Annotated in this window: 23 protein-coding genes; 5 read left to right on the forward strand and 18 right to left on the reverse strand. The window is 75.2% G+C overall.

What is annotated here, in order from left to right; genetic code table 11:
* Positions 1–17 precede the first annotated feature (17 nt).
* The 9 genes from NR073_RS06565 to ftsH are packed head-to-tail and all read right to left on the reverse strand — an operon-like array spanning position 18 to position 8,345.
* A complete protein-coding gene (locus tag NR073_RS06565) occupies positions 18–968 on the reverse strand; it encodes a Rossmann-like and DUF2520 domain-containing protein (protein WP_020625298.1) in 951 nt (316 codons plus the stop codon).
* Entirely contained in the window at positions 965–2,644 is a 1,680-nt protein-coding gene (locus tag NR073_RS06570) for a PH domain-containing protein (RefSeq protein ID WP_230277952.1), read from the reverse strand. Before NR073_RS06570 ends, NR073_RS06565 begins: the two co-directional genes overlap by 4 nt.
* Positions 2,641–3,153, reverse strand: coding sequence for a PH domain-containing protein (locus tag NR073_RS06575; protein ID WP_020625296.1), 513 nt, complete (start codon positions 3,151–3,153; stop codon positions 2,641–2,643). The genes NR073_RS06570 and NR073_RS06575 overlap by 4 nt, the downstream gene beginning before the upstream one ends.
* Positions 3,134–3,661: a DUF3180 domain-containing protein gene (locus NR073_RS06580; RefSeq protein ID WP_206496778.1), complete on the reverse strand. Its 528-nt coding sequence runs from the start codon at positions 3,659–3,661 to the stop codon at positions 3,134–3,136. Before NR073_RS06580 ends, NR073_RS06575 begins: the two co-directional genes overlap by 20 nt.
* A complete protein-coding gene (gene folK, locus NR073_RS06585) occupies positions 3,658–4,302 on the reverse strand; it encodes a 2-amino-4-hydroxy-6-hydroxymethyldihydropteridine diphosphokinase (protein ID WP_206496779.1) in 645 nt (214 codons plus the stop codon). Before folK ends, NR073_RS06580 begins: the two co-directional genes overlap by 4 nt.
* Positions 4,299–4,679, reverse strand: coding sequence for a dihydroneopterin aldolase (gene folB / locus NR073_RS06590; protein WP_044659875.1), 381 nt, complete (start codon positions 4,677–4,679; stop codon positions 4,299–4,301). Before folB ends, folK begins: the two co-directional genes overlap by 4 nt.
* Positions 4,676–5,590 carry a dihydropteroate synthase gene (gene folP, locus NR073_RS06595; protein WP_230277953.1) on the reverse strand — a complete coding sequence of 305 codons (915 nt, stop codon included), beginning with the start codon at positions 5,588–5,590 and terminating at the stop codon, positions 4,676–4,678. Before folP ends, folB begins: the two co-directional genes overlap by 4 nt.
* 26 nt (positions 5,591–5,616) lie before the next feature.
* Positions 5,617–6,237, reverse strand: a complete 621-nt coding sequence (folE, locus tag NR073_RS06600; protein ID WP_230277954.1) for a GTP cyclohydrolase I FolE — start codon at positions 6,235–6,237, stop codon at positions 5,617–5,619.
* A 17-nt stretch (positions 6,238–6,254) separates the two neighbouring features.
* Positions 6,255–8,345, reverse strand: coding sequence for an ATP-dependent zinc metalloprotease FtsH (gene ftsH, locus NR073_RS06605; RefSeq protein ID WP_230277955.1), 2,091 nt, complete (start codon positions 8,343–8,345; stop codon positions 6,255–6,257).
* Between the two features lie 394 nt (positions 8,346–8,739).
* Between ftsH and NR073_RS06610 the strand changes: the two genes are divergently transcribed.
* Complete coding sequence (locus NR073_RS06610) at positions 8,740–9,804, forward strand: type IV toxin-antitoxin system AbiEi family antitoxin domain-containing protein (protein ID WP_230277956.1); 1,065 nt, start codon at positions 8,740–8,742, stop codon at positions 9,802–9,804.
* 35 nt (positions 9,805–9,839) lie between these two features.
* Here the strand turns inward: NR073_RS06610 and hpt are convergent, their stop codons facing one another.
* From hpt to dacB, 4 genes are read right to left on the reverse strand one after another with little or no spacing between them, the layout of a single operon-like run.
* Entirely contained in the window at positions 9,840–10,391 is a 552-nt protein-coding gene (hpt, locus tag NR073_RS06615) for a hypoxanthine phosphoribosyltransferase (protein WP_230277957.1), read from the reverse strand.
* Positions 10,392–10,440: 49 nt separating this feature from the next.
* Positions 10,441–11,640, reverse strand: coding sequence for a tRNA lysidine(34) synthetase TilS (tilS, locus tag NR073_RS06620; protein ID WP_144861824.1), 1,200 nt, complete (start codon positions 11,638–11,640; stop codon positions 10,441–10,443).
* Complete coding sequence (locus NR073_RS06625) at positions 11,627–12,856, reverse strand: zinc-dependent metalloprotease (RefSeq protein ID WP_036380812.1); 1,230 nt, start codon at positions 12,854–12,856, stop codon at positions 11,627–11,629. The genes tilS and NR073_RS06625 overlap by 14 nt, the downstream gene beginning before the upstream one ends.
* Before the next feature lie 34 nt (positions 12,857–12,890).
* On the reverse strand, positions 12,891–14,201 hold the full coding sequence (dacB, locus tag NR073_RS06630; protein WP_230277958.1) for a D-alanyl-D-alanine carboxypeptidase/D-alanyl-D-alanine-endopeptidase: 1,311 nt from the start codon (positions 14,199–14,201) through the stop codon (positions 12,891–12,893).
* Between the two features lie 220 nt (positions 14,202–14,421).
* On the opposite strand from dacB, the gene NR073_RS06635 reads away from it, so the two are divergent.
* Together NR073_RS06635 and NR073_RS06640 are read left to right on the forward strand one after the other, a co-directional pair.
* The gene (locus tag NR073_RS06635; protein WP_113914112.1) at positions 14,422–15,009 is read left to right on the forward strand and encodes an inorganic diphosphatase; all 588 of its coding nucleotides are present in this window, start codon (positions 14,422–14,424) and stop codon (positions 15,007–15,009) included.
* A gap of 89 nt (positions 15,010–15,098) precedes the next feature.
* Entirely contained in the window at positions 15,099–15,728 is a 630-nt protein-coding gene (locus NR073_RS06640; RefSeq protein WP_002858258.1) for a hypothetical protein, read from the forward strand.
* Between the two features lie 27 nt (positions 15,729–15,755).
* On the opposite strand, the gene NR073_RS06645 is transcribed toward NR073_RS06640, so the two are convergent.
* Together NR073_RS06645 and serS are read right to left on the reverse strand one after the other, a co-directional pair.
* The gene (locus NR073_RS06645) at positions 15,756–16,565 is read right to left on the reverse strand and encodes an HAD family hydrolase (RefSeq protein WP_113914111.1); all 810 of its coding nucleotides are present in this window, start codon (positions 16,563–16,565) and stop codon (positions 15,756–15,758) included.
* Positions 16,566–16,688: 123 nt separating this feature from the next.
* Positions 16,689–17,972: a serine--tRNA ligase gene (gene serS / locus NR073_RS06650; protein WP_036316230.1), complete on the reverse strand. Its 1,284-nt coding sequence runs from the start codon at positions 17,970–17,972 to the stop codon at positions 16,689–16,691.
* A gap of 43 nt (positions 17,973–18,015) precedes the next feature.
* On the opposite strand from serS, the gene NR073_RS06655 reads away from it, so the two are divergent.
* Entirely contained in the window at positions 18,016–19,194 is a 1,179-nt protein-coding gene (locus NR073_RS06655; RefSeq protein ID WP_230277959.1) for a diacylglycerol kinase family protein, read from the forward strand.
* A 313-nt stretch (positions 19,195–19,507) separates the two neighbouring features.
* Here NR073_RS06655 and pheA read toward each other — a convergent pair whose 3' ends face one another.
* Positions 19,508–20,458: a prephenate dehydratase gene (gene pheA, locus NR073_RS06660; protein WP_044659864.1), complete on the reverse strand. Its 951-nt coding sequence runs from the start codon at positions 20,456–20,458 to the stop codon at positions 19,508–19,510.
* Positions 20,455–20,781: a rhodanese-like domain-containing protein gene (locus NR073_RS06665; protein WP_010079684.1), complete on the reverse strand. Its 327-nt coding sequence runs from the start codon at positions 20,779–20,781 to the stop codon at positions 20,455–20,457. The genes pheA and NR073_RS06665 overlap by 4 nt, the downstream gene beginning before the upstream one ends.
* Positions 20,782–20,864: 83 nt before the next feature.
* On the opposite strand from NR073_RS06665, the gene NR073_RS06670 reads away from it, so the two are divergent.
* On the forward strand, positions 20,865–22,373 hold the full coding sequence (locus tag NR073_RS06670; RefSeq protein WP_044659863.1) for an amidase: 1,509 nt from the start codon (positions 20,865–20,867) through the stop codon (positions 22,371–22,373).
* Between the two features lie 9 nt (positions 22,374–22,382).
* Here the strand turns inward: NR073_RS06670 and NR073_RS06675 are convergent, their stop codons facing one another.
* Positions 22,383–22,952, reverse strand: coding sequence for a DUF4190 domain-containing protein (locus tag NR073_RS06675; protein ID WP_044659862.1), 570 nt, complete (start codon positions 22,950–22,952; stop codon positions 22,383–22,385).
* Positions 22,953–23,049: the final 97 nt, after the last annotated feature.

The following is a 23,049-nucleotide window of genomic DNA, read 5'->3' on the forward strand; positions in this document are numbered from 1 at the left end:
GGGGCGGCGGGGGTCGATCAGTCGTCGTGGGGGTCGTCGGAGTCGTCGAGGACCTCGCGCAGCCGCGCCGCCGTGTCCGCGCGCAGGGCGCCGCGGGTCTCGGCGCGGTCGGTCGTCGCGCGGGCGAGGGTCTCCCACACGGCCCGCACGTCCGCCGACAGTCCCCCGGCCTCGAGCTCGCCGAGGGTCTCACGGTGGGTCCGCAGCGTGTCGACGTCGCCGCGGGCCACGGGGCCGGTGAGGGCGCCGTCGCCGTCGGTGAGCGCGTTCTCCAGCGCGGCGGTCATGAGCGAGCGCAGCACCCGCTCCGGGTCGGCCACCCCGATCGTCTCGAGGATCTGACGGGCCTGCGCCGTCAGCGTCACCAGGTGGTTCGACCCGTGGGACAGCGCCAGGTGGTAGGCCGCCCGGTCGGCCTCCTTCACGACCACGGGCTCGCCGCCCATCTCCACCACGAGCGCCTGGGCCACGGGCAGCACCACGGGGTCCGCGGTCACGCCGAACACGCAGTCCTGCAGCCGGGCGACGTCGAGGCTCAGCCCCGTGAACGTCATGGCCGGGTGGATCGCCAGGGGGATCGCCCCGTGCGCGCGCACCGGCTCCATCACCCCCACCCCGTAGCGGCCGGAGGTGTGCACGAGCAGGTGGCCGGTCTGCACGTGGCCCGCGGCGGCCAGGCCGGCCACGAGCTCGCCCAGCGCGTCGTCCGGGACGGCGAAGACGACCATCTCGGAGCGGCGCAGGATCTCGGGGATCTCCAGGACGGGCACGCCCGGCAGGAGCATCTCCGCGCGGTCCCGCGAGGCCTCGGAGACGGCGTGCACGCCCGTGATCGTGTGGCCCGCAGCCCGCAGCGCCGAGCCCAGCACGGCCCCCACTCGACCCGCGCTCACCACGCCGACGCCCAGCCGCCCGGGCCGCTGCGCCGGGTCATGCGGGTCCAGGCTCAGGTCGAGTCCGCCGGTCATCGCTCCTCCTCGCCGCGCACGGCGGGGACGTGCGCCCCGCTCTCCTCCCCGACGACGGCGCCGCCGACGACGCCGGCCCGGGCCAGTTCGCGGCGGCCCACCTCGGTGGCCGCGACCTCGCGCGTGCGCTGCTCGAAGCGGGCCAGCTCCTCGGGGCGCATCCACTGGTCGCGGTCGGCGAGGCGACGCGAGACGGCCGCGTGCCGGGCCTCCCGGGCGTACAGGTCCACGGCCACGTCCTCGTCGAGGTCGCGGACCACGGCGTTCGCCCCCGCGACCCACACGCGCACCGTGGCCAGGCCCAGGCGTCGCTGCACCGGGCCCTGCGCCAGCTCGGCCGCCTGCATGCGCTCGTGCTGGAGGGTCTGCAGCCGGCGGTTCAACCAGCCGCTGCGCACCACCAGCAGGGACCGCGTCGTCGTGAAGCCGGTCCGCCGCCAGGCGAACCAGTTGAACCACCACCTGCCGCGCCGCGGCACGTGCTGGAAGCCGCCCTCCGTGCCGGTGCCGTGCACGCCGAGGTGCATGAGCCCGGCGGGGGTCAGCCCCTGCGCGGCGCGCGGATCGCCGTCCAGGCCCGGGTCCGGGGCCACGACCGTGAGGACGCGGAGCACGTCCTCCCACGGGCCGACGGGCAGCGCGACGTCCCGGGCGCCGTCGGACTCCTGCAGGTACCCGGCCACCGCCATGTTCACCCGATACCAGCCGAAGGGCCGCCAGAACAGGGGCTGGGAGACGGTCACCCCCTGCACCCGCCCCGGCGGGACGGTCTGGTGGGTGGTCTCGGTGAGCCCGTGCCGCAGTCGCAGCCCGTCGGTGGAGCGGCGCACCTGGAAACCCCAGCCGGCGTTCAACCGGGACCACGCGACGCCGGCCACGGAGAACAGGGCGGGCAGGGACGCGGCCGCGCCGATCCCGGTCAGGGTCTCCCCCTCGTCCAGCACCGCCTCGGGCAGCAGCGCGACCACGATGGCGAGGCCGGCCAGCCAGATCAGGGACCCGGCCAGCACCCCCAGCACGCCTCCGGAGAGCAGGACGGAGCCGAGGAGCCGCCCCGCGGGCACCTGCAGCATGAGTTCGCCGGCGTCCGCGGCGTCGGCGTCGGGGAGGCCGGGCTCGGCCGCCCGCTCCGGCGCGGACGCGTCCGCCCCGGCTCCCCCGAGCATCCCCGACGCGCGGTCCAGGATCTCCCGGCGCACCGCTTCGGCCTCGGCGCGGCGCAGGAAGGACAGCTCGAGCGCGGACTCGCCGCCGTCGGCCGCCTCGACCTTCACTGTGGCCAGCCCGAGCAGCCGGGCCACGAGGGGGTGCTGCAGGTCCACCGCCTGGATGCGGTCGTAGCGCATCTGCCGGCGGCTGCGGAAGAGCCAGCCCTGGCGCAGCTCGATCCGGTCCTCCCCGCAGCGGAACCGGGTGAACCACCAGGAGAAGAAGAACACGAGGCTGATCAGCAGGGTGACCCCCAGCAGGATGCCGCCGGCCACGAGCAGGCTGCCGTCGCCGCCGCCCGGGGCGTCCTCCCCGCTGAGCCGGCCCGCCGCGAAGTCCTCCACCGCGTTGCGGCCCGCGAAGAACAGGATCAGCAGCAGGAAGGTCCAGCCCCGCACCCAGGGCGAGGCGGGGTGGACGCGGACCCAGCCGGCGTCGTCGGCGGGGGGCGGGGCGGCCGCGCTCACAGGCCCGCCAGCCGCGCCTGGCCGCGCGCCATGAGGACTTCGCGCAGCTCCTCGGCCCTCTCGCGGGGCACGCCCTCCAGGGTGACGTCCCCGCCCGCGGCGGCGGTCTTCAGGGTGAGGGTCTGCAGCCCGACCCGGCGCAGCAGCGGACCGTCCGAGACGTCCACGTACTGCAGGCGGCCGTACGGCACCGCGTGCACGCTGCGGAACAGGATGCCCTCGCGCCACAGGACGTCGTCCTCGCGCTCGGCCCAGCCCATCGCGCGCACGCGCCGCGGGATCAGGATCAGGTCCACGATCCAGGACACGACGACGACGGCCGGCAGCCCCCACGCGACCCACGCGGCCATCCCCGCCCACGGGCCGGTGAGCTTGAGGATCAGCGGCACGGAGAACGCGGCGAGCCAGATCAGGTGGCCGATGGTCGTGGCGATGAGCTTCACCGTCGCCAGCCGCGGCGAGGCCGGCGTGAAGGCCACGCCGCTCAGGTCAATGCCGGGCACGGGCATACCCTCCTTCCGTCTCGGGACGGGCCGGTCGGCCCGGGGACCCATCCTGCCCACGACCGCCCTCGGGCGCATCCTCCTCAGGCGGGATCCGGCACCACCGTTCGACGATCAGCCCCACCACCAGCAGGACGAGACCGCCGACGGCCTGCAGGGCGGCCTCCCGCACGGTCGGTGCCTCCACGCCGGCCCGCAGCAGCACCTGCACCGCCACCCCGGCGTGCCACCCGCCGAGGGCCGCTCCCGCGAAGCCGGAGGCCTGGCCGAGCACGAGGGTGCGGGCCGCGGCGAGCGGGTCCATCCGCGCGGCGGCGGGCTTCTCCCGGTCGCGGCGCACCCGCCAGCCCAGCGCGAGGCACAGCACGGAGACCGCGGCCACGGTGATCAGGCCGCCGCGGCCCACCACGGGCGCCGGCCAGCCCAGGGACGGCGCGGCGAGCCCGGCCAGCCAGCCGAGCACGGCGGCCGCCAGCACCACGAGCAGGGTCCACCCGGAGCGCAGCGCGATCACGTGGCCTCCCTCCCGAGGGCGTCCGGGCGTGCGGGGCGGAGCGGGGCGACGTCGTCGGTGCCGGCCAGCAGCCGGTGCCGCTCTGGCTCCTGACGGCGCACCCCGGGGGCGTCCGCGGCGACGGCGGCGAGGTCGGCGACGGGCGTGCCGGCGAGCGTGGCGTCCGCGTCGAGCCACAGCCACGGCAGCAGCACGAAGGCCCGCTCGGCCGCGCGGGGGTGCGGCAGGGTGAGGTCCGGGTGGTCGCTGCGCACGTCCCCGTAGGCGATCACGTCCACGTCCAGGGTGCGCGCGCCCCAGCGGACCTCACGCCGCCGATGGTGGTCCTGCTCGAGCCGGTGCGCCACCGCGAGCAGCTCCCACGGCGCGAGGTCCGTGCGCAGGGTGACCACCTGGTTGAGGTAGTCGGGCTGGCCCGGCGGCCCGCCCACGGGCGCGGTGACGGCCCGGGGCGAAGCCCGGACGTCCGTGATGTGCGGCAGCGCGGACAGGGCGGCGACGGCGGCGTCGAGCGTCTGCGCGGGCTCGCGCAGGTTGGCGCCGAGGGCCAGCACGGCCGCGACGGGCGCGTCCGGGCGGGCGCCCAGCTCGGGGACGGGCGCGGGGCCCTCGGCCGGGTGCGTCCAGTCGACGGTGCTCACGCGAGATCCTCCCGGGTGCGGTGCACGGTGACGGCGGCGTCCGCGAAGTCGTGCGGGATGGGCGCCTGCGGCTTGTGCACGGTGACCTCGACGGCGGTCACCACGGGCTGCTCGGCGAGGACGGCGCGGGCGATCCGGTCGGCGAGGGTCTCGATCAGGTCCACCGGCTCCCCGGTGACCAGGCGGACCACCGTGTCCGCGACCTCGGCGTAGTTGGCGGTGCGGGCGAGGTCGTCGCCGGCCGCGGCGGGGCCGGCGTCGAGGTGGAGGACGACGTCCGTGACGAACGGCTGCCCGTCCCGGCGCTCGTGGTCGAAGACCCCGTGGTGCCCGACGGCGGACAGCCCGGCCAGGCGGATGCGGTCCCGGGCGCTCACGGCAGCACGTCCTCGGAGACGGGCTCACCCGGGGCATGCGCCCCGACCCAGGCGGCGGCGGTGCGGACGGCGTCGGCGCTGGCGCGCACGTCGTGCACGCGCACGCCCCACGCGCCCTGGGCGGCGGCGAGGGCGGAGATGGCCGCGGTGGCGGCGTCGCGCGCGGCGGGCGGGGCCGGGGTGCCGTCGTCGTCCGCCAGCAGCGTGCCCAGGAACCGCTTGCGCGAGGCGGCGACGAGCACCGGGTGGCCCATGGCGCGGAGCCACTCGAGGCCGCGCAGCAGCTCCCAGTTCTGCTCGCCGGCCTTCGCGAAGCCCAGGCCCGGGTCGACGATCAGCTGCGCGGGCTCGACGCCCGCGGCGAGGAAGCGGCCGGCCACGTCCCGCAGCTCGCACACGACGTCCGGGACGGTGTCCTCGTAGACGGCCAGCCCGTCCATGGTCTGCGGGTTCCCGCGGTTGTGCATGAGGATGTACGGCGCGCCCGACGCGGCGATCAGCGCCGGCATATCCGGCTCGTGGGCGAGGCCGGAGACGTCGTTGACGATCACCGGCCCCAGCGCCAGGGCAGCCCGGGCGGTGGCGGTGTGGCGCGTGTCCACGGAGAGGACGACGTCCTCGGCCAGCAGCGCCTCGATCACGGGCAGGATGCGCTCCTGCTCCTCGGCCGGCGGCACGGCGCGGGCCCCGGGGCGGGTGGACTCCCCGCCCACGTCCACGATGTCCGCGCCGTCCGCGACCATGCGCCGGGCGTGCTCGACGGCCGCGCGGACGGTGGCGTGCTCCCCGCCGTCCGAGAACGAGTCAGGGGTGACGTTGAGGATGCCCATGACCAGGGTCCGGTCCGCGGGCAGCCGCCCCAGCAGGGCGCGGTTCGCCTCCCGCGCCGCCGCGTCGATGCTCTCGTCCACGTGTCCTCCTCCGCCGTCGGTGGTCCTCAGCCGTGCATGATGAGGCTCATCGCCTCCGAGCGCGTGGACGGATCCCGCAGCTGGCCGCGCACCGCCGAGGTGACGGTCTTCGCGCCCGGCTTGCGCACGCCGCGCATGGACATGCACATGTGCTCGGCCTCCACCACCACGATCGCCCCGCGCGGGGCCAGGTGCTCCATGAGCGCCTCCACCACCTGCGTGGCCAGCCGCTCCTGCACCTGCGGACGCCGCGCGTACAGCTCCACGAGACGGGCCAGCTTGGACAGCCCCGTCACGCGGCCCTCGGCGGAGGGTATGTAGCCGATGTGTGCGGTGCCGTGGAACGGCACCAGGTGGTGCTCGCAGGTCGAGTAGAACGGGATGTCCTTCACCAGCACGAGCTCCTCGTGCGCGATGTCGAACGTGGTGCCGAGCACCTGGTCCGGGCTCTGGTGCAGGCCCGCGAAGAACTCTGCGTACGCCTTGGCCACCCGCGCCGGGGTGTCCGCCAGGCCCTCGCGGTCCGGGTCCTCACCGATCGCCAGCAGGATCTCCCGCACCGCCGCCTCGATGCGCGGCCGGTCCACCGCGGTGGAGTCCGGGTCGAACGTGCCGGGGACGGCGTCGTCGGGGGTGTGGGCTGTCATGCGGGCCTCCTGCGCGGTCAAAAGGTCGGTCCCTCGCCGGGGCCCGGCGTGTTGCTCGGGCCGCCGTGCGGCGGCAGGCCGGGGCCGGCCGCGTCCCCGCCCAGCGACGACGGCGGCGCACCCTCCGGACGCACCGGCACCGTGGTGCCCTCGACGCCGACGGGGGTCTGCTCCCCGCCGTCGTGGCGCGAGCGGCGCTCGGAGGGGGAGAGGACGGGCGGGATGTCCTGCGGGAGCCGGTCGTCCGAGGCCAGCCACACGCCGCGCTCGGGCCGCTTGCGCACGTCCGCGAAGATGGCGGCGATGGCCTCCTGGGTCAGCGTCTCCTTCTCCAGCAGCTCGTAGGCCAGCCGGTCCAGGACGTCCCGGTTCTCCGTGAGAACCCAGTGGGCCTCGGCGTGGGCCTGGTCCAGCAGGGTGCGGACCTCGGCGTCCACCAGGTACGCGAGCTCCTCGGAGTACTCGCGGGCGGAGCCGCCGGGGGCACCGCCCATGAAGGGCTCGGAGCTGCCGCCGCCGAGCTTGACGGCGCCCACCTTGGCGGACATGCCGTACTCGGTGACCATCTTGCGGGCCGTGTCCGTGGCCTTCTGGATGTCGTTCGCGGCGCCCGTGGACGGGTCCTTGAACACGATCTCCTCCGCCACGCGCCCGCCCATCGCGTACGCGAGCTGGTCCAGGAGCTCGTTGCGGGTGACGGAGTACTTGTCGTCCTCCGGGACCACCATCGTGTAGCCCAGGGCGCGGCCGCGGGGCAGGATCGTGATCTTGGTGACCGGGGCGGAGTTGCGCAGGCCGGCCGCCACGAGCGCGTGGCCGCCCTCGTGGTAGGCGGTGACCTTGCGCTCGTGCTCGTTCATCAGGCGGGTGCGCTTCTGCGGGCCGGCCATCACGCGGTCCACGGCCTCGTCCAGGGCGTGGTTGTCGATCACGTTGTTGTTCGAGCGCGCCGTGAGCAGCGCGGCCTCGTTGATCACGTTGGCCAGGTCCGCACCCGTGTAGCCGGGGGTGCGCTTGGCCAGGGAGCGCAGGTCCACGTCCAGGGCGATCGGCTTGCCCTGCGCGTGCACCTCGAGGATCTTGGCGCGGCCCTCGAGGTCCGGGGCGTCCACGGGGATCTGGCGGTCGAAGCGGCCCGGGCGCAGCAGCGCCGGGTCCAGGACGTCCGGGCGGTTGGTCGCGGCGATCATGATGACGTTCGTGGAGGCGTCGAAGCCGTCCATCTCCACGAGCATCTGGTTCAGGGTCTGCTCGCGCTCGTCGTTGCCGCCGCCGATGCCTGCGCCGCGGTGCCGGCCGACGGCGTCGATCTCGTCCACGAAGATGATGGCGGGGGCGTTGGACTTGGCCTGCTCGAAGAGGTCGCGCACGCGCGAGGCGCCGACGCCCACGAACATCTCCACGAAGTCCGAGCCGGAGATCGAGTAGAACGGCACGCCGGCCTCACCGGCCACGGCCTTGGCCAGGAGGGTCTTGCCCGTGCCGGGCGGGCCGTAGAGCAGCACGCCCTTGGGGATCTTGGCGCCCACCGCGCGGAAGCGGTCCGGCACGGTGAGGAACTCCTTGATCTCCTGGAGCTCCTCCACGGCCTCGTCCGCGCCCGCGATGTCCTTGAACAGCACGTCCGGGTTGTCCTTGTTGATCAGCTTGGCGCGGGACTTGCCGAACTGCATGACCTTGCCGCCGCCGCCCTGCATGCGGGACATCAGGAACCAGAACAGCAGTGCGATGAGCAGGAACGGGACCATGAAGCCGAGCAGCGAGAGGAACCAGTTGCTCCGCACCGGCTCGTCCGTGTAGCCGTCCAGGGCCGAGTCGTCCACCGCGGTGACCACGTCCGTGGCGCGCGCGCTGGCGAAGTAGAAGTAGACCTCCTTGCCGAGGTCCCGGTCGTCCTGCTTGTAGGGCTCACGCAGGGTGAGGTCCACGCGCTGGTCCCCGTCCACCACGCGGGCCTGCGCGGCCTTGTCGTCCTTCAGCAGGGCCATGCCCACGTTGGTGTCCACCATGGTGCGGCCGCTCTGCGACGTGGTCAGCGGGATCGCGACGGCGAGGACCAGCAGGCCCAGCAGGATCCAGACGTAGGGCTTGTTGAACAGCTTCTTCACGGTCCGAGTGTCTCCTGGTCTGCCGCGGGGGCCGGGCTGCCCGGGGCGGCCGCCGTGCGGCCGGGGCCGGCGAAGGGCCGACGTCGCGCCCGGGTCAAGCCCCCACGGTACCGGCCCGGCCCGGGTGGCCGCTGACTGTTCGCGTCAGGTGGACAGAGCGCGGCCGGTCAGCCGGGGTCGACGTCGGCCAGCGCCGTCCTGACGCCCACCGGGAATGCGGGGGGTCGGAATGGCGCGTGGATGGCACCTCAGAGCGACCGCTCGCATGACAGGTCGCCGGCGCTGCGGTCGCGCCCCTGCGTCCCCGCCTGCACAGACCCCCGCGCACCCGGACTCCTTCCCAGGCCGACGGCGGCCCAGGACGCCGCCCGCCCCACCGCGCCAGGCTGGCACCATGCGTCGCCCTGCCCCGCTTCCCGCGGCCTTGCCTGACGGCCCCTTCACCGCCGCGCAGGCGAGGGCCGCCGGCATCGACCGCAACCGGCTGCGTCGCTCCGACGTCGAACGCCTCGCCCGGGGCCTCTACCGCCGGCGTGAGGCCACCCCGGCCGCCGTCGAGCGCCCCGCGGCCGGCTCCTCCCCCTACCGGTGGAGCACCCCGCTCTCGGCCACCCAACACGAGCTCCTGCTGCGACTCGCCCGGCACCGCGCCACCACGGTGGTGTCGCACCAGACCGCGGCCCGCGCCCGTGAGATCTGGCTGCCGGAGCGACTGGACGCGGGGGACGAGGTCCACGTGAGCCGCCCGCAGGACCGTGGCCGCCTCGCCCTCCCCGGCGTCACCTCCCACCGGACGGCGCTCCCGCCCGCGGACGTGGAGCGCGTGCGGATCGGCGGTCTGGCCTGGTACGTCACCGCCCCGCCCCGTCTCTGGGTCGACCTCGCGGCCCTGCTCGACGACGACGAGCTCGTCATCCTCGGCGACCATCTCGTCCGCCGGGCGGAACTGTCCGGCGGTCCCGACGCTGCCGAGCGGACCCGGGCGGCCCTGACCCAGGCGGCCGAGACCAGCCCGTCCGCGCACAACCGACGACGACGGCTCCGCACCACCGCCACACTGGTCCGGGTGGGGGCGCACTCGCCGAAGGAGACGCGGCTGCGGCTCGCGCTGAGGGCCGCCGGGCTCCCCGAGCCCGCACTGCAGCTCGAGGTCTGGGACCCGGAGTTCTCCCTGCACCACCCCGCGACGGCGGACCTGGGCTATCGGCAGGCGAGAGTGGCCCTGCACTACGACGGCGGCCACCACGGCGCGGATCGCCAGATCGACCGCGACGTGCAGCGCAACGCGGCCTTCGAGCGACGGGGCTACCGGAACATCACCGTGTCCTCCTCCGACGCTCGCCGCGGATTCACGCGCGTGATCGTGGAGGTGCGCCGTCACCTCGGGGACGCCGGCGACCTGTCACGCAAGGAGTCGGAATGGGGCGTGAATGGCACCTCAGAGCGACCGCTCACGTGACAGGTCGGCCACGCCGGGCCACGCCGGGCCCCCGGTCAGCTGTACACGTGCGGGGCGAGGGTGCCCACGAAGTCCAGGTTGCGGTACTTCTCCGCGTAGTCCAGGCCGTAGCCCACCACGAACTCGTTGGGGATGTCCCGCCCGACGTACTTCACGTCGATGTCCACCCTCATGGCCTCCGGCTTGCGCAGCAGGGTGCAGATCTCGACCGAGGCCGGGCCGCGGGACTCCAGGTTGGCCTTGAGCCAGGACAGGGTCAGACCGGAGTCGATGATGTCCTCGACGATCAGGACGTGCCGGCCCGTGAGGTCCGCGTCGAGGTCCTTGAGGATGCGCACCACGCCGGAGGACTTGGTGCCGGAGCCGTAGGAGGAGACCGCCATGAAGTCCAGCTCCACGTGGGAGTGCAGGGCGCGGGTGAGGTCGGCGACCACCATCACGGCGCCCTTGAGCACGGCGACGATGAGCAGGTCCTTGTCCGCGTAGTCGCGGTCGATCTGGCGGGCCAGGTCCGTGATCGTGTCCTGCACGTCCTCGCGGGACATGAGGACGTGGCTGAGGTCGTTCTGGACATCCTGTGCGTCCATGCGCCGCTCCTGGTGAGTGCTCGTGCGGGAATGCCGGGCCGGGCCGCAGTCAGGGACCGGGAAGGCAGGGGATGAGGTCCAGTCTGGCACACGCCCGATGCGCGGCCACCCCGCCGGGCAGCTCCACCGGACCGGCCGACGTGCCCCCCGCGCGGGCGCCCGTCACGAGGGCGTCCACCGCGAGGATCCGTTCGCGGGGCGGGGTCTGCCCTCCCGCGGCGCGAGCGGCGCGCGCGATCACCCGGTGGCGCACGGCGGCGGGCAGCGCGGCCAGGGACTCCAGGTCCAGGGAGACGACGCGCGGGCCCCGGGCGGGCGGGTCGACACGCAGCCGGGTGACCTCGTCGCCGGCCCAGGCGTCGAGGGCCGCGGCGTCCTCGGCCGCGATGGCCGCGGTGCGCACCAGCCCGGCCCGCACGCCGGGGCCGAGGCCGGCGTCGGGGTCCTCGAGCGCCGGCAGCACGCGGGTGCGGACCCGCGAGCGCAGCAGCGCGGGATCGCGGTTGTGCGGGTCCTCGAACCAGGTCAGCCCGGCCCAGCGGCAGATCGTCTCGGTGTCCGCGCGGGTCAGGCCCAGCAGGGGGCGGACGACGGCGGCCCCGCCCGGGAGCGTCCCACGCGCCGGGATCCCCGCGAGGGACCGCGTGCCGGAGCCGCGTGCGAGCCCGAGGAGGACCTGTTCGGCCTGGTCGTCGGCGGTGTGGGCGGTGAGGACGACGGCGGCGCCCGCCCCCGGGGCGGCGGCGCCCTGCCCCGCGTCTCGGGCGGCGGCGGCGAGGGCCACCCGGCGGGCACGCCGGGCGTCGGCCTCCGGGCCGTCGCCGGTGCGGGCCACCTCGACCCGCGTGACGGTGACCGGGGTCAGGCCGAGGATGCGGGCGACGTCGGCGGCGGCCGCCGCCACCGCGTCGCTGCCCGACTGCAGCCCGTGGTCCACCACGGCCGCGCCGATCGGGCCGAGTCGCCGGCCCTCTCGGGTGCCCCCGAGGACGGCGCAGGCCACGGCGAGCGCGAGGGAGTCGGCACCGCCGGAGAGGGCGACGAGCCCGCGGGGGTGATTCCCCGCCCGGGCCGGCACGGCATCCGCGCGGCAGGCCCCGTGGCCCGCCAGGGCCTCCCGCACCGCCGCGATGGCCCGGTGCAGGGGCTCGGGCCAGCGGGTGCGCGGCGGCCACGCGCCGACCGCGGGCAGGCCGCCGGCCCCGCCCGCCGGCGTCGGCCCCGGGTCCCGCACCTCAGGCCTGGGCACGGATGCGCGCCACCCACGTCTCGGGGGCGTGGAGCTCGGCCTCGCTCGGCAGCAGCTCGGGGGCGTCCCAGACCACGTTGAACCCGGCCATGCCGAGCTCGGCCACGGCGGCGGCCACGAACCTCTGACCGTCGCGATACTGGGCCATCTTGGCGTCCATGCCCAGCAGGCGGCGGAGCATGCGGTCCAGGGGCGACCGGCGGTCGCCGCGCTCGTCGAAGCGACGGCGGATGGTCTTGACGGAGGACACGACGGAGGAGTCGACGCCGTCCATCACCACGTTCGCGTGCCCCTCGAGCAGGGACATCACGGCCGTCAGCCGGGACAGGCGCTCCCGGTCCTCCTCGTCCTGGATCGCCCCGAGCAGGCCCGGCGCGGGTCGGGCCGGGGCCGCGTCCTGCGCGTCGTGTCCGTCCCGTGTCCCGGTCCGGCCGGCGTCGGCCTCCCGACCCAGCGGGTTCGCCGCCGCGAGCGCGGTGCGCAGGCGCTCGGGCAGGGACTCGGCCCTGTCGAACAGGCCGACGGTGAGCGCGGTGATCTCGGCCCGCAGGTGCTCGCGCAGCCAGGGCGCGGCAGCGAACTGCACGCGGTGGGTCTGCTCGTGCAGGCACACCCAGAGGCGGAAGTCCGCCGGGTCGACGTTGATCTCCGCGCGCACCTGCGCGACGTTCGGGGCCACGAGCAGCAGGCGTCCGCCGGCGGGACCGGCCGCCGTCCCCCCGGGGCCGGGCAGCGCGATGAACGGGTCGTACTGGCCGAGGATCTTCCCGGACATCCACGCGAGGATCCCTCCCATCTCCAGGGCGGTGGCGTGCCGGGTGACGCGGGTGGTGGCGGCGGCGTGCTCGCGGGGCCGGGTGTCCCGCAGGTGCGCGAACGTGGGGTCCAGCAGCGTGGCGAAGGACTGCGTGGCGGCGCGCGACCAGGTGGGGCGGTCCACCACGAGCACCTGCGAGTCGCGCAGGTCCCGGGCCGCCTCGAGCCCGGTCAGGCGGTGGACGTGCGGCACGGCGGCCTCCGCGGCGGCGCGCAGGCCCTCCGCCTCGCGCGTCGCCTCCCGCGGCGTGAACCGGGGGCCGGCGGCGGCGAGGGACCGTGCGGTCCGTGCCGCGAAGGCCCAGTCCACCGGGTGGGCGACGGCGGGGGCCGGCTCGGCGGGGGCGCCCGGCTCGGCGTCCGCGGCGCGAGGGCGGTCGGTCGCGTGGTGGTCGCTCATGGGCTCCATCAGATCACAGGGCCCGGACCTCGGATCAGAGCCCGGCGACGGCGCTGACGGCCTCATCGACCGCCGCGCGCGCGGGCTCCAACTTCCACTGCAGATCCGAGCAGATGATGCTGAACGCGAGGACCCGCCCGGACGTCGTGGTGACGGTGCCGGTGAGGGAGACCGTCTGGTCGAGCGTGCCGGTCTTCGCGGCCACGGCCTGCCGCGCGGGGGCATCCGAGAACCGGTCGCCCAGGGTGGAGTCCTCGCCGGGCCGCGGCAGGCCCTCCAGCACGGTGGCCAGGGCGGGCGTGCGGGCCACCCCGGCCACGACGCCGGCCAGCTGGCCCGCACTGACGCGGTTGTCCGGGGACAGGCCCGAGGAGTCCACGAGCGCCATCCCGGCGGTGTCCACGCCGAGGTCCTCGGCGGTGGCCGTCAGCAGCCGCGTGGCGCCCTCGTGGGTGGCCGGCAGGTCCGTGGCGGGCGCGGCCGTGTGGGCCAGGGCCTCGACCACCTGGTTCTCCGAGTGGGCCAGCAGGTACGCGACCTGCTCCCCCACGGACGCGGACTCCACCGCCGCGACGGGGGCGGCGGCGAGGACCGTGGCGCGCGGCACCTCGGTGGCCGGGAGCGTGTCCCGCAGGCCCACCTCGAGGTCGGCGCCGGAGGCGGCCACCGCGTCGTCGAGCGCGGCCTGGAAGGTGAGCGCGGCGAACTGCGCCGGGTCCTCGATGCGGTCCTCCCCGGTGCCAGGGGCCTCACGGCCGCCGTAGGTGGCCAACGGCTGCACCGGCGCGATGTTGCCGCTCTCCGGGATGTCCGACGTCCAGCGCGGGTTCAGGGCCGTGCGGTCCGCGAAGAGCCGCAGGTCCGTGCTGACCACCACCCGCCCGGTGACGCCGTCCTCGACCAGCCCGGCCACGGTCCGCTCCGCGAGGGTGCGCAGGCCCGCGCGTCCGGAGACGTGCGTCGAGTCCGAGGCGCCCGTGCCCAGCAGCACGTCGCCGCCGCCCACGAGCACCAGCTCGGTGGCCCCGCCGTCCGCGGTGGGCTGGGCCACCACGGTGGTCTGCAGGGTCGTCTCAGGACCCAGGGCGGAGACGATGGCCGCGGCGGCGAGCACCTTGAGCGAGGACGCGGGGGCTACGGGCTCGTCCGCGTCCCGCGCGTACAGCACCTCGCCGGTGGCCAGGTCGCGGAACTCGGCGGAGACCGTGCCCGGGGGCGTCTCCAGTCCCGGCTCGACGGCGGCCGCCACCTGGGCCGCGGTGGGGCCGGCGGACGGGGACGACGACGTCGGCGCGGCGGTCGTCGACGAGGCGGGCGCGCTCGACGGGGCCGTCGGTGCGGTCACGGGCCCGCAGGCGACCAGGACGGCCGCGAGCGCGGCCAGGAGGACGGCGGGGAGCGGGCGGCTCCGGAGGCGTTCCGTGCGTCGATCCCGACGCCCAGCGCGCCCCGTGTCCACCTGTCCCATGCGTCCATCATGACGGACGCCCCCGGTAGGCTGACGGCAGCACCGCCGGGCGGCGCCGCGCCGCCCGGACACCCCACCCTCTGTGCGAAGGAGAGTCATGGCGCACGACGTCACCATCGAGATCCCCGCGGGCTCCCGCGTGAAGTACGAGTTCGACCACGAGACCGGCCGCCTGCGCCTGGACCGCGTGCTCTTCACCTCCATGCAGTACCCCACGCACTACGGCTACTTCGAGAACACCCTCGGCGAGGACGGCGACCCGCTGGACGCCCTCGTGTACCTGCCGGGCTTCGACCTGGTGCCGGGCTGCGTCGTCGAGGCCCGACCGGTCGGCGTGTTCAACATGACCGACGACGGCGGCGGCGACGCCAAGCTGCTGTGCGTCCCGGCGGACAAGCGCTACGACCACATCACCGAGCTCGAGCACGTGGAGGAGTCCCTCAAGCAGGAGATCGAGCACTTCTTCACCCGCTACAAGGACCTGGAGCCGGGCAAGTGGGTCAAGGCCGAGGGCTGGGAGGGCCGCGCGGCGGCCGAGGCCGAGCTCGAGGCCTCCATCCAGCGCTTCAACGCCGAGGGCGAGGAGTCCCCGACCGACGAGCCCCAGGGCCGCGCGGTGGACACCGAGGAGGCGCAGCCGGCCACCGAGGAGGGCGAGGAGACGGACGAGCCCCAGGGCCGCTGACCCCCGCACCGCCCCCGCGCGCGACGCCGGCCGCTCACCCCTCGGGGTGGGCGGCCGGCGTCGTCTGCGGGCTGGCAGAATCGACGACCATGTTCGTGCTCACCATCAACCAGCGGGACACCCTCGACGCCGGCGACCGCGTGGACACGTTCCTGCGCGCCCTCCAGGACGTGCCGGGGCTGGGCGACGCCGTCGCGCTCCCGTTCCAGCGCGCCGTGGGCGACGAGCTGATCGGCGCCGTCGAGGACCCGCGCGTCGCCGTGGACGTGGCGCTGCGCGCCCTGCGGCAGCGCCGCTGGAACGTGGGGGTCGGGGTCGGGACGGTGACGCACGCGGACGGTGCGGCGGGCGCGCCCGCCTCCGGGGACCTGCACGACGCCGGCGGGCCAGGTCTCGCGGCGGCGCGGCGGGCCGTGGAGGCGGCGGCCGTGTCCACGGCGCGGATCCCGTTGGCCGTGCGCGGCCGGGACGAGGAGGCGGCCGCCGAGGCCGAGGCCGTGCTGCGACTCGTCGGGCAGCTCGTGTGGTCCCGGACCGACGCCGAGTGGGCGGTGCTGGACCTGCTGGTGCCCGGGGTGCGCGGCCAGCAGAAGCCGGCGGCCGCCGCGCTCGGGATCACGGCGCAGGCCGTCTCGCAGGCGGTGCAGCGCTCCTACTGGAACGAGGAGCACGCCTGCCGCCCCGCCGCCGCGCGGCTGCTCACCTTGGCGGGGGGCTGACTGGGCGGCCCGGGCCGGTCGCGCCGCTCAGACCGCGGCCGGCTCCTCGAGGAGCGAGCGCAGCACCGTGGCGAGCCCGTGCTCGTCCACGTGCCCGGTGACCTCGTCCGCGGCGGCCACGACCTCCTCCACGGCCTGGCCCATGGCCACGCCGCGGCCGGCCCAGCGGAGCATCTCGATGTCGTTGCGGCCGTCGCCCACGGCCACGGTGTCCTCGGGGGCCACCTTCAGCACGGTGCGCAGCGCCTCGAGCCCGGACGCCTTGGTCACGCCCGCCGCGGCGACGTCGAGCCACGCCGTCCAGCCCACGGAGTAGGTCACACCGGACAGGCCGATGCCCTCCACCGCGCGGCCGAACTCCTCGGCGGAGGAGTCCGTGGAGAACACCACGAGGCGCACGGCCGTGGTGTCCATCAGCTCCTCGAACGTGACGCCCTCCGCGGCCACGCCGAAGGACATGTCCTGGAACCGCTCGGTGGAGCGGAAGGTGCCGTCCGGCAGCTCGAGCGCGTACTTGGCGCTGGGTAGGCGGTGGCGCAGCTGGGTCAGGACCGAGCGCGGGTCGAAGGTGCGCAGGTCCGTGACCTCGTAGCCCTCCTCCAGCTCGGGGTCCAGGCGCAGCGTGACACCGCCGTTGGAGCACACCATGAAGCCGGCGCCGATCCCCAGGGAGCGGGCCACGGGCAGGGTGGCCCCGCGGGAGCGGCCCGTCGCGATGACCACGTGGTGCCCGGCGTCCAGCACGGCCCGCACGGCCTCCCGCACAGGCTCATGCAGATGGCCGTCATGGTCCACGATCGTTCCGTCCACGTCCAGGCATACGAGCTTCTTCGTCATGGCCCCACCCAACCACACGGCCCGGACATGGCGGCGACGCGCGGGTGAACGGCGGGGCACCGCCGGGGCGCCGCGGGGCAGGCGGGCGGGACGGCCGGCGCCGCCGGGGACGACGTCGTCCGCTCAGACCAGCTCGAAGCGCTCCATCCCGCCGAGGTAGGGGCGCAGCGCGGCGGGCACGGTGACCGAGCCGTCCGCGTTCTGGTGGTTCTCCAGGATCGCCACGATCCAGCGGGTGGTGGCCAGGGTGCCGTTGAGCGTGGCCACCATGCGGGTCCCGCCCTTGGAGCCGTCCGCCGTGCGGACCCGCTCGCGGATGTTGAGGCGGCGGGCCTGGAACGTGGTGCAGTTCGAGGTGGACGTCAGCTCGCGATAGGTGCCCTGGGTGGGGACCCAGGCCTCGCAGTCGAACTTGCGGGCGGCGGAGAGGCCGAGGTCGCCGGCGGCGATGTCGATCACCCGGTACGGCACCTCGATCGCGGCGAGCATCCGCTCCTCCCACGCCAGCAGACGCTCGTGCTCCGCCTCCGCGTCCTCCTGTGCGGCGTAGATGAACATCTCCAGCTTGTTGAACTGGTGCACGCGGATGATGCCGCGGGTGTCCTTGCCCGCCGAGCCCGCCTCGCGGCGGTAGCACGTGGACCAGCCCGCGTACCGGACGGGGGCGCTCACGTCCATGATCTCGTCCGCGTGGTAGCCGGCCAGGGCCACCTCGGAGGTGCCCACGAGATACAGGTCGTCGCGCTCCAGGCGGTAGATCTCGTCGTCGTGCTCGACGTCGAAGCCGGTGCCCTGCATGGTCTCCGGGCGCACCAGGGTGGGCGGGATGACCGGCACGAAGCCGTTCTCCAGGGCCAGGTCCAGGCCCAGCTGCATCAGGGCGAGCTCGAGACGCGCACCCACGCCCTTGAGGAAGCTGAACCGGGCGCCGGACACCTTCGCGCCGCGCTCCATGTCGATCGCCCCGAGCAGCTCGCCGAGCTCGAGGTGGTCGCGCGGCTCGAAGCCCTCGGCGGCGAAGTCGCGCGGCGTGCCGACCTCCTTGAGGACCACGAAGTCGTCCTCGCCGCCAGCCGGGACGCCGTCGACGATCAGGTTCGGGAACCCACGCTGCAGCTCCGCGAGGCGGGCCTCGGCGGCGCCGGCGGCCGACTCGGCCTCCTTCACGCGCGCGGCCAGGTCCTTCACCTCGGCCAACAGGGCCTGCTTCTCCTCGCCCTTCGCCTGGGCGACGCGCTTGCCGAAGGCCTTCTGCTCCGCGCGCAGCTGCTCGAAGCCCGCGATGGACGAGCGGCGGGACGCGTCCGCCTCGACCACGCGGTCCACGAGGGACGCGTCCTCCCCGCGGGCCTCCTGGGAGGCGCGGTACTTCTCGGGCTGCTCGATGAGGTCCTTGACGTCGATCACGTGCGCCAGCCTAGCGGGCGGGGCCGACGCCTAGACTCGGGGCATGACTCCCGAGTGGTGGATGGCGCTGGCCGCCCTGGTGCTCCTGGCCGTGCTGGCCGTCGTCGTGGTGGTGCTGGCGGTGCGCCAGGTCCGCCTCGGCGTGCAGCACCAACGGACGCGTCTCCTGGTGGACGCCCTCGACGCGCGGGTGGGCGGCGTGCAGCGCCGGCTGGAGGAGGTGCCCGGCATCGGCACGGGCCGCCACGAGGTCGCGCTGGTGCTGAACCCCATCAAGACGCACGCGGACCGGGTGCGGCGCGAGCTCGAGCGGCTCGCGGCGGCGGAGGGCCTCGGCGAGGTGCTCGTGCTCGAGACGCAGGAGGACGACCCCGGCACCGCCATGGCGCGGCAGGCCCTCGACGCCGGTGCCCGGCTCGTGATCGCCGCGGGCGGCGACGGCACGGTCCGCACCGTGGCCGAGCAGCTGGCCGGCACCGACGTCGCCCTCGGCGTGGTGCCGCTGGGCACCGGGAACCTGCTGGCCCGCAACCTGGACCTGCCGATCAACGACGTCGAGCAATGCCTGCGGATCGCCGTGGGGGGCCGGCAGCGGCGCATCGACACCGTGGACGTCCGCTGCACGCACGAGGACGGGCGCGTCACCCGGCAGACCTTCACCGTGATCGGTGGCGCCGGCTACGACGCGGACATCATGGGCGACACCAAGGATGAGCTGAAGGATCTGGCCGGCTGGCTGGCCTACAGCGAGGCCGGCATACGGCACCTGCGCGGCAAGCGGCACGAGGTGACCGTGGCCCTCGACGGCGGTCAGCCCCGCCGGTTCAAGGTGCGCACCGTGATGGTGGCCAACTGCGGGATGCTCACGGGCGGCGTCGAGCTGCTGCCCCAGGCCAAGCTCGACGACGGCCTCCTCGACGTCATGGTCCTCTCGCCCCGGCACGCGCTCGACTGGGCGCGGATCGCCGTGAAGACCGTGACCCGGTCCCGCAGCTCCATCCCCGTGATGCACACGGAGCAGGCGCAGCGCGTGAAGGTGGAGTTCGCCGAGCCGATGCCCTCCCAGCTCGACGGCGACGCCACCGGGGTCATCACCGCCCTCGACGCCCGCGTGCAGCCGGACTCGCTCGTCGTGATGCTCGTGGCCGAGGACGACGCCTCCGTCCGCGACGACGGGGTCTCCGCCGCCGCCCCCGTCCCGCAACCGGCCCCGCACATCTGACCCCCCGTCCCCGCTTTCGTTCGGGAAACGGCGGCTTCCCCACCGTTTTCGTTCGGGAAACGGCGGCTTCCCCAGCACTTTCGTTCGGGAAACGGCGGCTTCCCCAGCGCTTTCGTTCGGGAAACGGGCGCCGGGGCGACGCGCGGACGGGAAGCGCGACGACGGCCCGTCGTCGTGGTGATCGTCCCGTTTCGGCCACGAAAGGGGCCTAGGAACCTCCCGTTTCGTCAACGAAAGTCCCTCGGGGGCCGCCGTTTCCCGAACGAAAGTGGCCCGGGGGCCGCCGTTTCCCGAACGAAAGTGCTGCACCGCCTCAGCGGGAGCGGAGGGACTCCACCCAGGCGCGGCCGGAGCGATACGCGGCGTCGGTGAACTCGGCCGGCACCCTCGTGGGCACGGGCTCGGCCTGGGCGTAGGAGCCCAGGAACCGCAGGTCGGGGTACTCCCGGTACAGGGCCGCGAGCGCATCCCCCACGCGGGCCTCCGCCAGGTGCCCCTCGAGGTCGAGGGAGAAGAAGTACCGCCCGATGCCCTCGCCGGTCGGCCGGGACTCGATGCGGGAGAGGTTCACCCCGCGCGTGGTGAACTCGGCCAGGATCTGTCCGAGGGCGCCGGGCCGGTCCTCCGGCAGCGGCACCACGAGCGTGGTCTTGTCCGCCCCCGTGGGCGCGGGCAGGGCCGTGGGCCGGGAGAGCAGCACGAAGCGCGTCACGGCGCCCGGCACGTCCTCGATCCGCTCGGCGAGCACCGGCAGCCCGGTCTGCTCGGCCACGAGCGGGGCACACACGGCGGCGTCGAAGTCGCCCTCGGCCACCAGAGAGGCCCCGGCCGCCGTCGACGGGGCGGGCGTGAACTCCACGCCCGGCAGCGCCGTCTCGGCCCAGCCGCGCACCTGCGCCCAGGCGTGGGGGTGCGTGGTCACGCGCCGCACGTCCTCCATCGCGACGCCGGGCCGGCCCACGAGCACGAAGCTGATGGGCACGTGCACCTCCGCGAGGATCTGCAGCGTCTCCCCGAGGGCGATCTCGTCCACGGTGGCGGAGACGCCGCCCTCCACCGAGTTCTCGATGGGCACGACGGCGCGGTCCACCTCCCCCCTGCGCAGCGCCGCCACGGCGCTCAGCACGGAGCCCGCAGACACGAACTCGGCCTCGGCCGGGTCCGCCACCTTGCGCAGGGCGGCCTCGGTGAAGGTGCCGGCCGGGCCGAGGAAGGCGTAGCGCAGGCGCGGCGGCGTCGCGTCAGCGGAGTCCGTCCCCGTCACTTGACGGTGGGCTCGGCGTCGCCGTCGGCCTCCATCGGCTTGCCGGCCTCGAGCCACGCGCCGGAGCCGCCGGCCACGTTGATGGCCGAGTAGCCGCGGCCGGTCATGAACTCGGCGGCGCGGGCGGAGCGGCCGCCGGTGCGGCAGATCAGGTAGTAGTCCGTGTCCGGGTCCAGCTCCTCGAGCCGGTCCGGCAGCTGGCCCAGCGGGATGTGCTGGGCGCCGGCGGCGCGGCCCAGGGCCCACTCGTCATCCTCGCGGACGTCCAGGATGGCCGCATCGGCGGGGATCTCGTTCACATCGACGGTCTCGAAGGCGCTCATGGCTTCAGCGTAGCCACCCGCCCGGACGTCCCAGGAAGGCCCCGCCGTCCATGACCCGGCCCACGCCCGTTAGGCTCGGCCGCATGCAGACCTCCGACGCCGCACCCGCCGCCGACGACGACCGCACCCCCTCCGCCCCCGGCCCGGCCCGGCTCCTGGACCGCTCGGCCGTGCGCCTGCGGGAGGACCTCGCCGCCGGGGATCTGAGCGCCCGGGAGGTCACGGAGGCGGCCCTCGCCGCGGCCCAGGCCCACGCGGACCTCGGCGCGTTCGCCCTCCTCGACGCCGAGGGCGCCCGGACCCGTGCGGCCGAGCTGGACGCGGCCCACCCGCGCGTCGCGCCCCGGGCCGTGCCCGGTCCGCACACCTCCCCCGCCCCGGACGACGACGGCGCCCCCGCCTCCCTGCACGGCCTTCCGCTGGCGTACAAGGACCTGATCGACGTGCGCGGGATGCCCACGCGGTTCGGCTCCGCCCTGCTGGCCGACGCGCCGCCGGCCGCGCAGGACGATCCACTCGCGCTCCGCCTGCGCGGGGCCGGCACCGTCACCCTCGGCAAGACGACCGTGCCCGAGTTCGGCCTGGACTCCTACTCGGAGAACCTCGTCACGGCGCCGGCCCGCAACCCCCTGGACCCCACCCGCACCGCGGGAGGCTCCTCGGGCGGGGCCGCGGCCGCCGTCGCCGCGGGGATCCTGCCGTTCGCCCCGGGCTCGGACGGGGGCGGGTCCATCCGGATCCCCGCCGCCGCGTGCGGGCTCGTGGGCCTCAAGCCCGGCCGCGGGGAGCTGCCGATGGACGAGCACGCGGACACGGTCCGCAACCTCACGGTGTCGGGCCCGCTGGCCCACACGGTCGAGGACGCCGCCCTGCTCTACGACGTGCTGCTCTCCCCCGAGGGCCTGCCCGGCCGGGTGCTGCCGGACCTGCGCCGCACCGTGGAGACCGCCCGGGCCGGGGGCGCCGTCGACGCCCGCCGGATCGGCGTCACCACGGCCTCGCCCTTCGCCTCCGACCTCGAGATCTCCCTGGCCCGGCCCGCCGTCACCGCCCTGACGAAGGCCGCCGCCGCCCTGGACGCGGGCGGCCACGCGGTCGAGGACCTCTCCCCCTACTACGGCGAGGACTACCACCGGGACTTCCGCACGGTGTGGACCGCAGGGCTGCTCCGGGCGCCGCTGCCGGAGGACGCCGAGGCCCACGTGGGCGCGGTGGCCGCGCACTTCCTGCGCACGGCCCGGGCCGCAGGGCGTGCCGAGCTCGACGACGCCGCCCACCGGCTCGAGGAGTGGGCGCGCGGGGTGCGGGCGCAGTTCGCCGCCGTCGACGTGGTGATGACCCCGGTGCTGGCCACCGCGCCCCCGCCGGTCGGCCACTTCCTGGCGATGGAGCCCGAGGCCAACTACGAGGCGCAGTGCGCGTTCACGCCCTACACCTCGATGGTCAACGTGCTCGGCCTGCCCGCGGTCGCGGTGCCCGTGCTCCGGGACGAGCGGGGCCTGAACTGGTCCGTCCAGCTCATCGGCCGGCCCGGCACGTCCGCGCCCCTGCTCGCCCTGGCCGCGCACCTCGAGCTGCTGCTGGCCGGCTGAGCCGGCCGGTCAGGTCGAGGTGTAGTCGCCCAGGGAGATCCCGGCGATCACCAGGATCACGAGGAACACGACGGCGAGCAGCAGCAGGGCGAGGGACACGTAGTTCATCACGAGGCCGGCGATCGCCATGCCGCGGCCGTGGGGCTCGCGCTTGAGGCCGATGTGGCCGAGGACCACGCCCACGATCGGCGGGAGGAGGAACGTGAACCCGCCCACCACGGAGATGATGCCGAGGATCATGGACGCCACCGAGCGGCCGACGCCGTCGGTCTGGCCGGGCTGCAGCGGGGCTCCGAAGCCGTGGCCGGGCGTGCCCTGCCCGTAGCCGTAGGCGGGGACGGTGCTCGCGTCCTGGCCGTAGCCGTACGGCTGCCCGTAGGCGGGACGGGTCTGCTCCTCCTGCTCGGCGTACGAGGGGGCCCGGTCCCAGGCGGCGCGGTCGGCGTCGCCGGCCGGGGCGTCGGGCCAGCCGGCGGCCGAGGAGCCGGTGCCGGAGGAGCCCGCACCGGCCTCGGACCCGTACCAGCTCGGCCGGGCGGCCTCACGGCGCGGGTCGTGGGAGGCGTGGGGGTCGGTCATGACGGTCCTTCCGGTTCGGGGCGTCGCGGTCCGGTGCCGAGTCTAGGGCGTGTCTGAGAATAGATGCACGAGTCAGCTGAGACCCTGGGGACATGTC

This window comes from Micrococcus sp. Mcc28, assembly GCF_024519775.1.
In the GTDB taxonomy this organism is placed as follows: domain Bacteria; phylum Actinomycetota; class Actinomycetes; order Actinomycetales; family Micrococcaceae; genus Micrococcus; species Micrococcus luteus.

What these genes read in the sequence shown, in the direction of transcription:
- NR073_RS06565 (WP_020625298.1), bottom strand. Translation starts at nt 968, where the DNA reads ATGACCGGCGGACTCGACCTGAGCCTGGACCCGCATGACCCGGCGCAG.
- NR073_RS06575 (WP_020625296.1), bottom strand. Translation starts at nt 3,153, where the DNA reads ATGCCCGTGCCCGGCATTGACCTGAGCGGCGTGGCCTTCACGCCGGCC.
- folE (WP_230277954.1), bottom strand. Translation starts at nt 6,237, where the DNA reads ATGACAGCCCACACCCCCGACGACGCCGTCCCCGGCACGTTCGACCCG.
- NR073_RS06610 (WP_230277956.1), top strand. Translation starts at nt 8,740, where the DNA reads ATGCGTCGCCCTGCCCCGCTTCCCGCGGCCTTGCCTGACGGCCCCTTC.
- hpt (WP_230277957.1), bottom strand. Translation starts at nt 10,391, where the DNA reads ATGGACGCACAGGATGTCCAGAACGACCTCAGCCACGTCCTCATGTCC.
- NR073_RS06625 (WP_036380812.1), bottom strand. Translation starts at nt 12,856, where the DNA reads ATGAGCGACCACCACGCGACCGACCGCCCTCGCGCCGCGGACGCCGAG.
- NR073_RS06635 (WP_113914112.1), top strand. Translation starts at nt 14,422, where the DNA reads ATGGCGCACGACGTCACCATCGAGATCCCCGCGGGCTCCCGCGTGAAG.
- NR073_RS06640 (WP_002858258.1), top strand. Translation starts at nt 15,099, where the DNA reads ATGTTCGTGCTCACCATCAACCAGCGGGACACCCTCGACGCCGGCGAC.
- NR073_RS06645 (WP_113914111.1), bottom strand. Translation starts at nt 16,565, where the DNA reads ATGACGAAGAAGCTCGTATGCCTGGACGTGGACGGAACGATCGTGGAC.
- NR073_RS06655 (WP_230277959.1), top strand. Translation starts at nt 18,016, where the DNA reads ATGACTCCCGAGTGGTGGATGGCGCTGGCCGCCCTGGTGCTCCTGGCC.
- NR073_RS06665 (WP_010079684.1), bottom strand. Translation starts at nt 20,781, where the DNA reads ATGAGCGCCTTCGAGACCGTCGATGTGAACGAGATCCCCGCCGATGCG.
- NR073_RS06670 (WP_044659863.1), top strand. Translation starts at nt 20,865, where the DNA reads ATGCAGACCTCCGACGCCGCACCCGCCGCCGACGACGACCGCACCCCC.
- NR073_RS06675 (WP_044659862.1), bottom strand. Translation starts at nt 22,952, where the DNA reads ATGACCGACCCCCACGCCTCCCACGACCCGCGCCGTGAGGCCGCCCGG.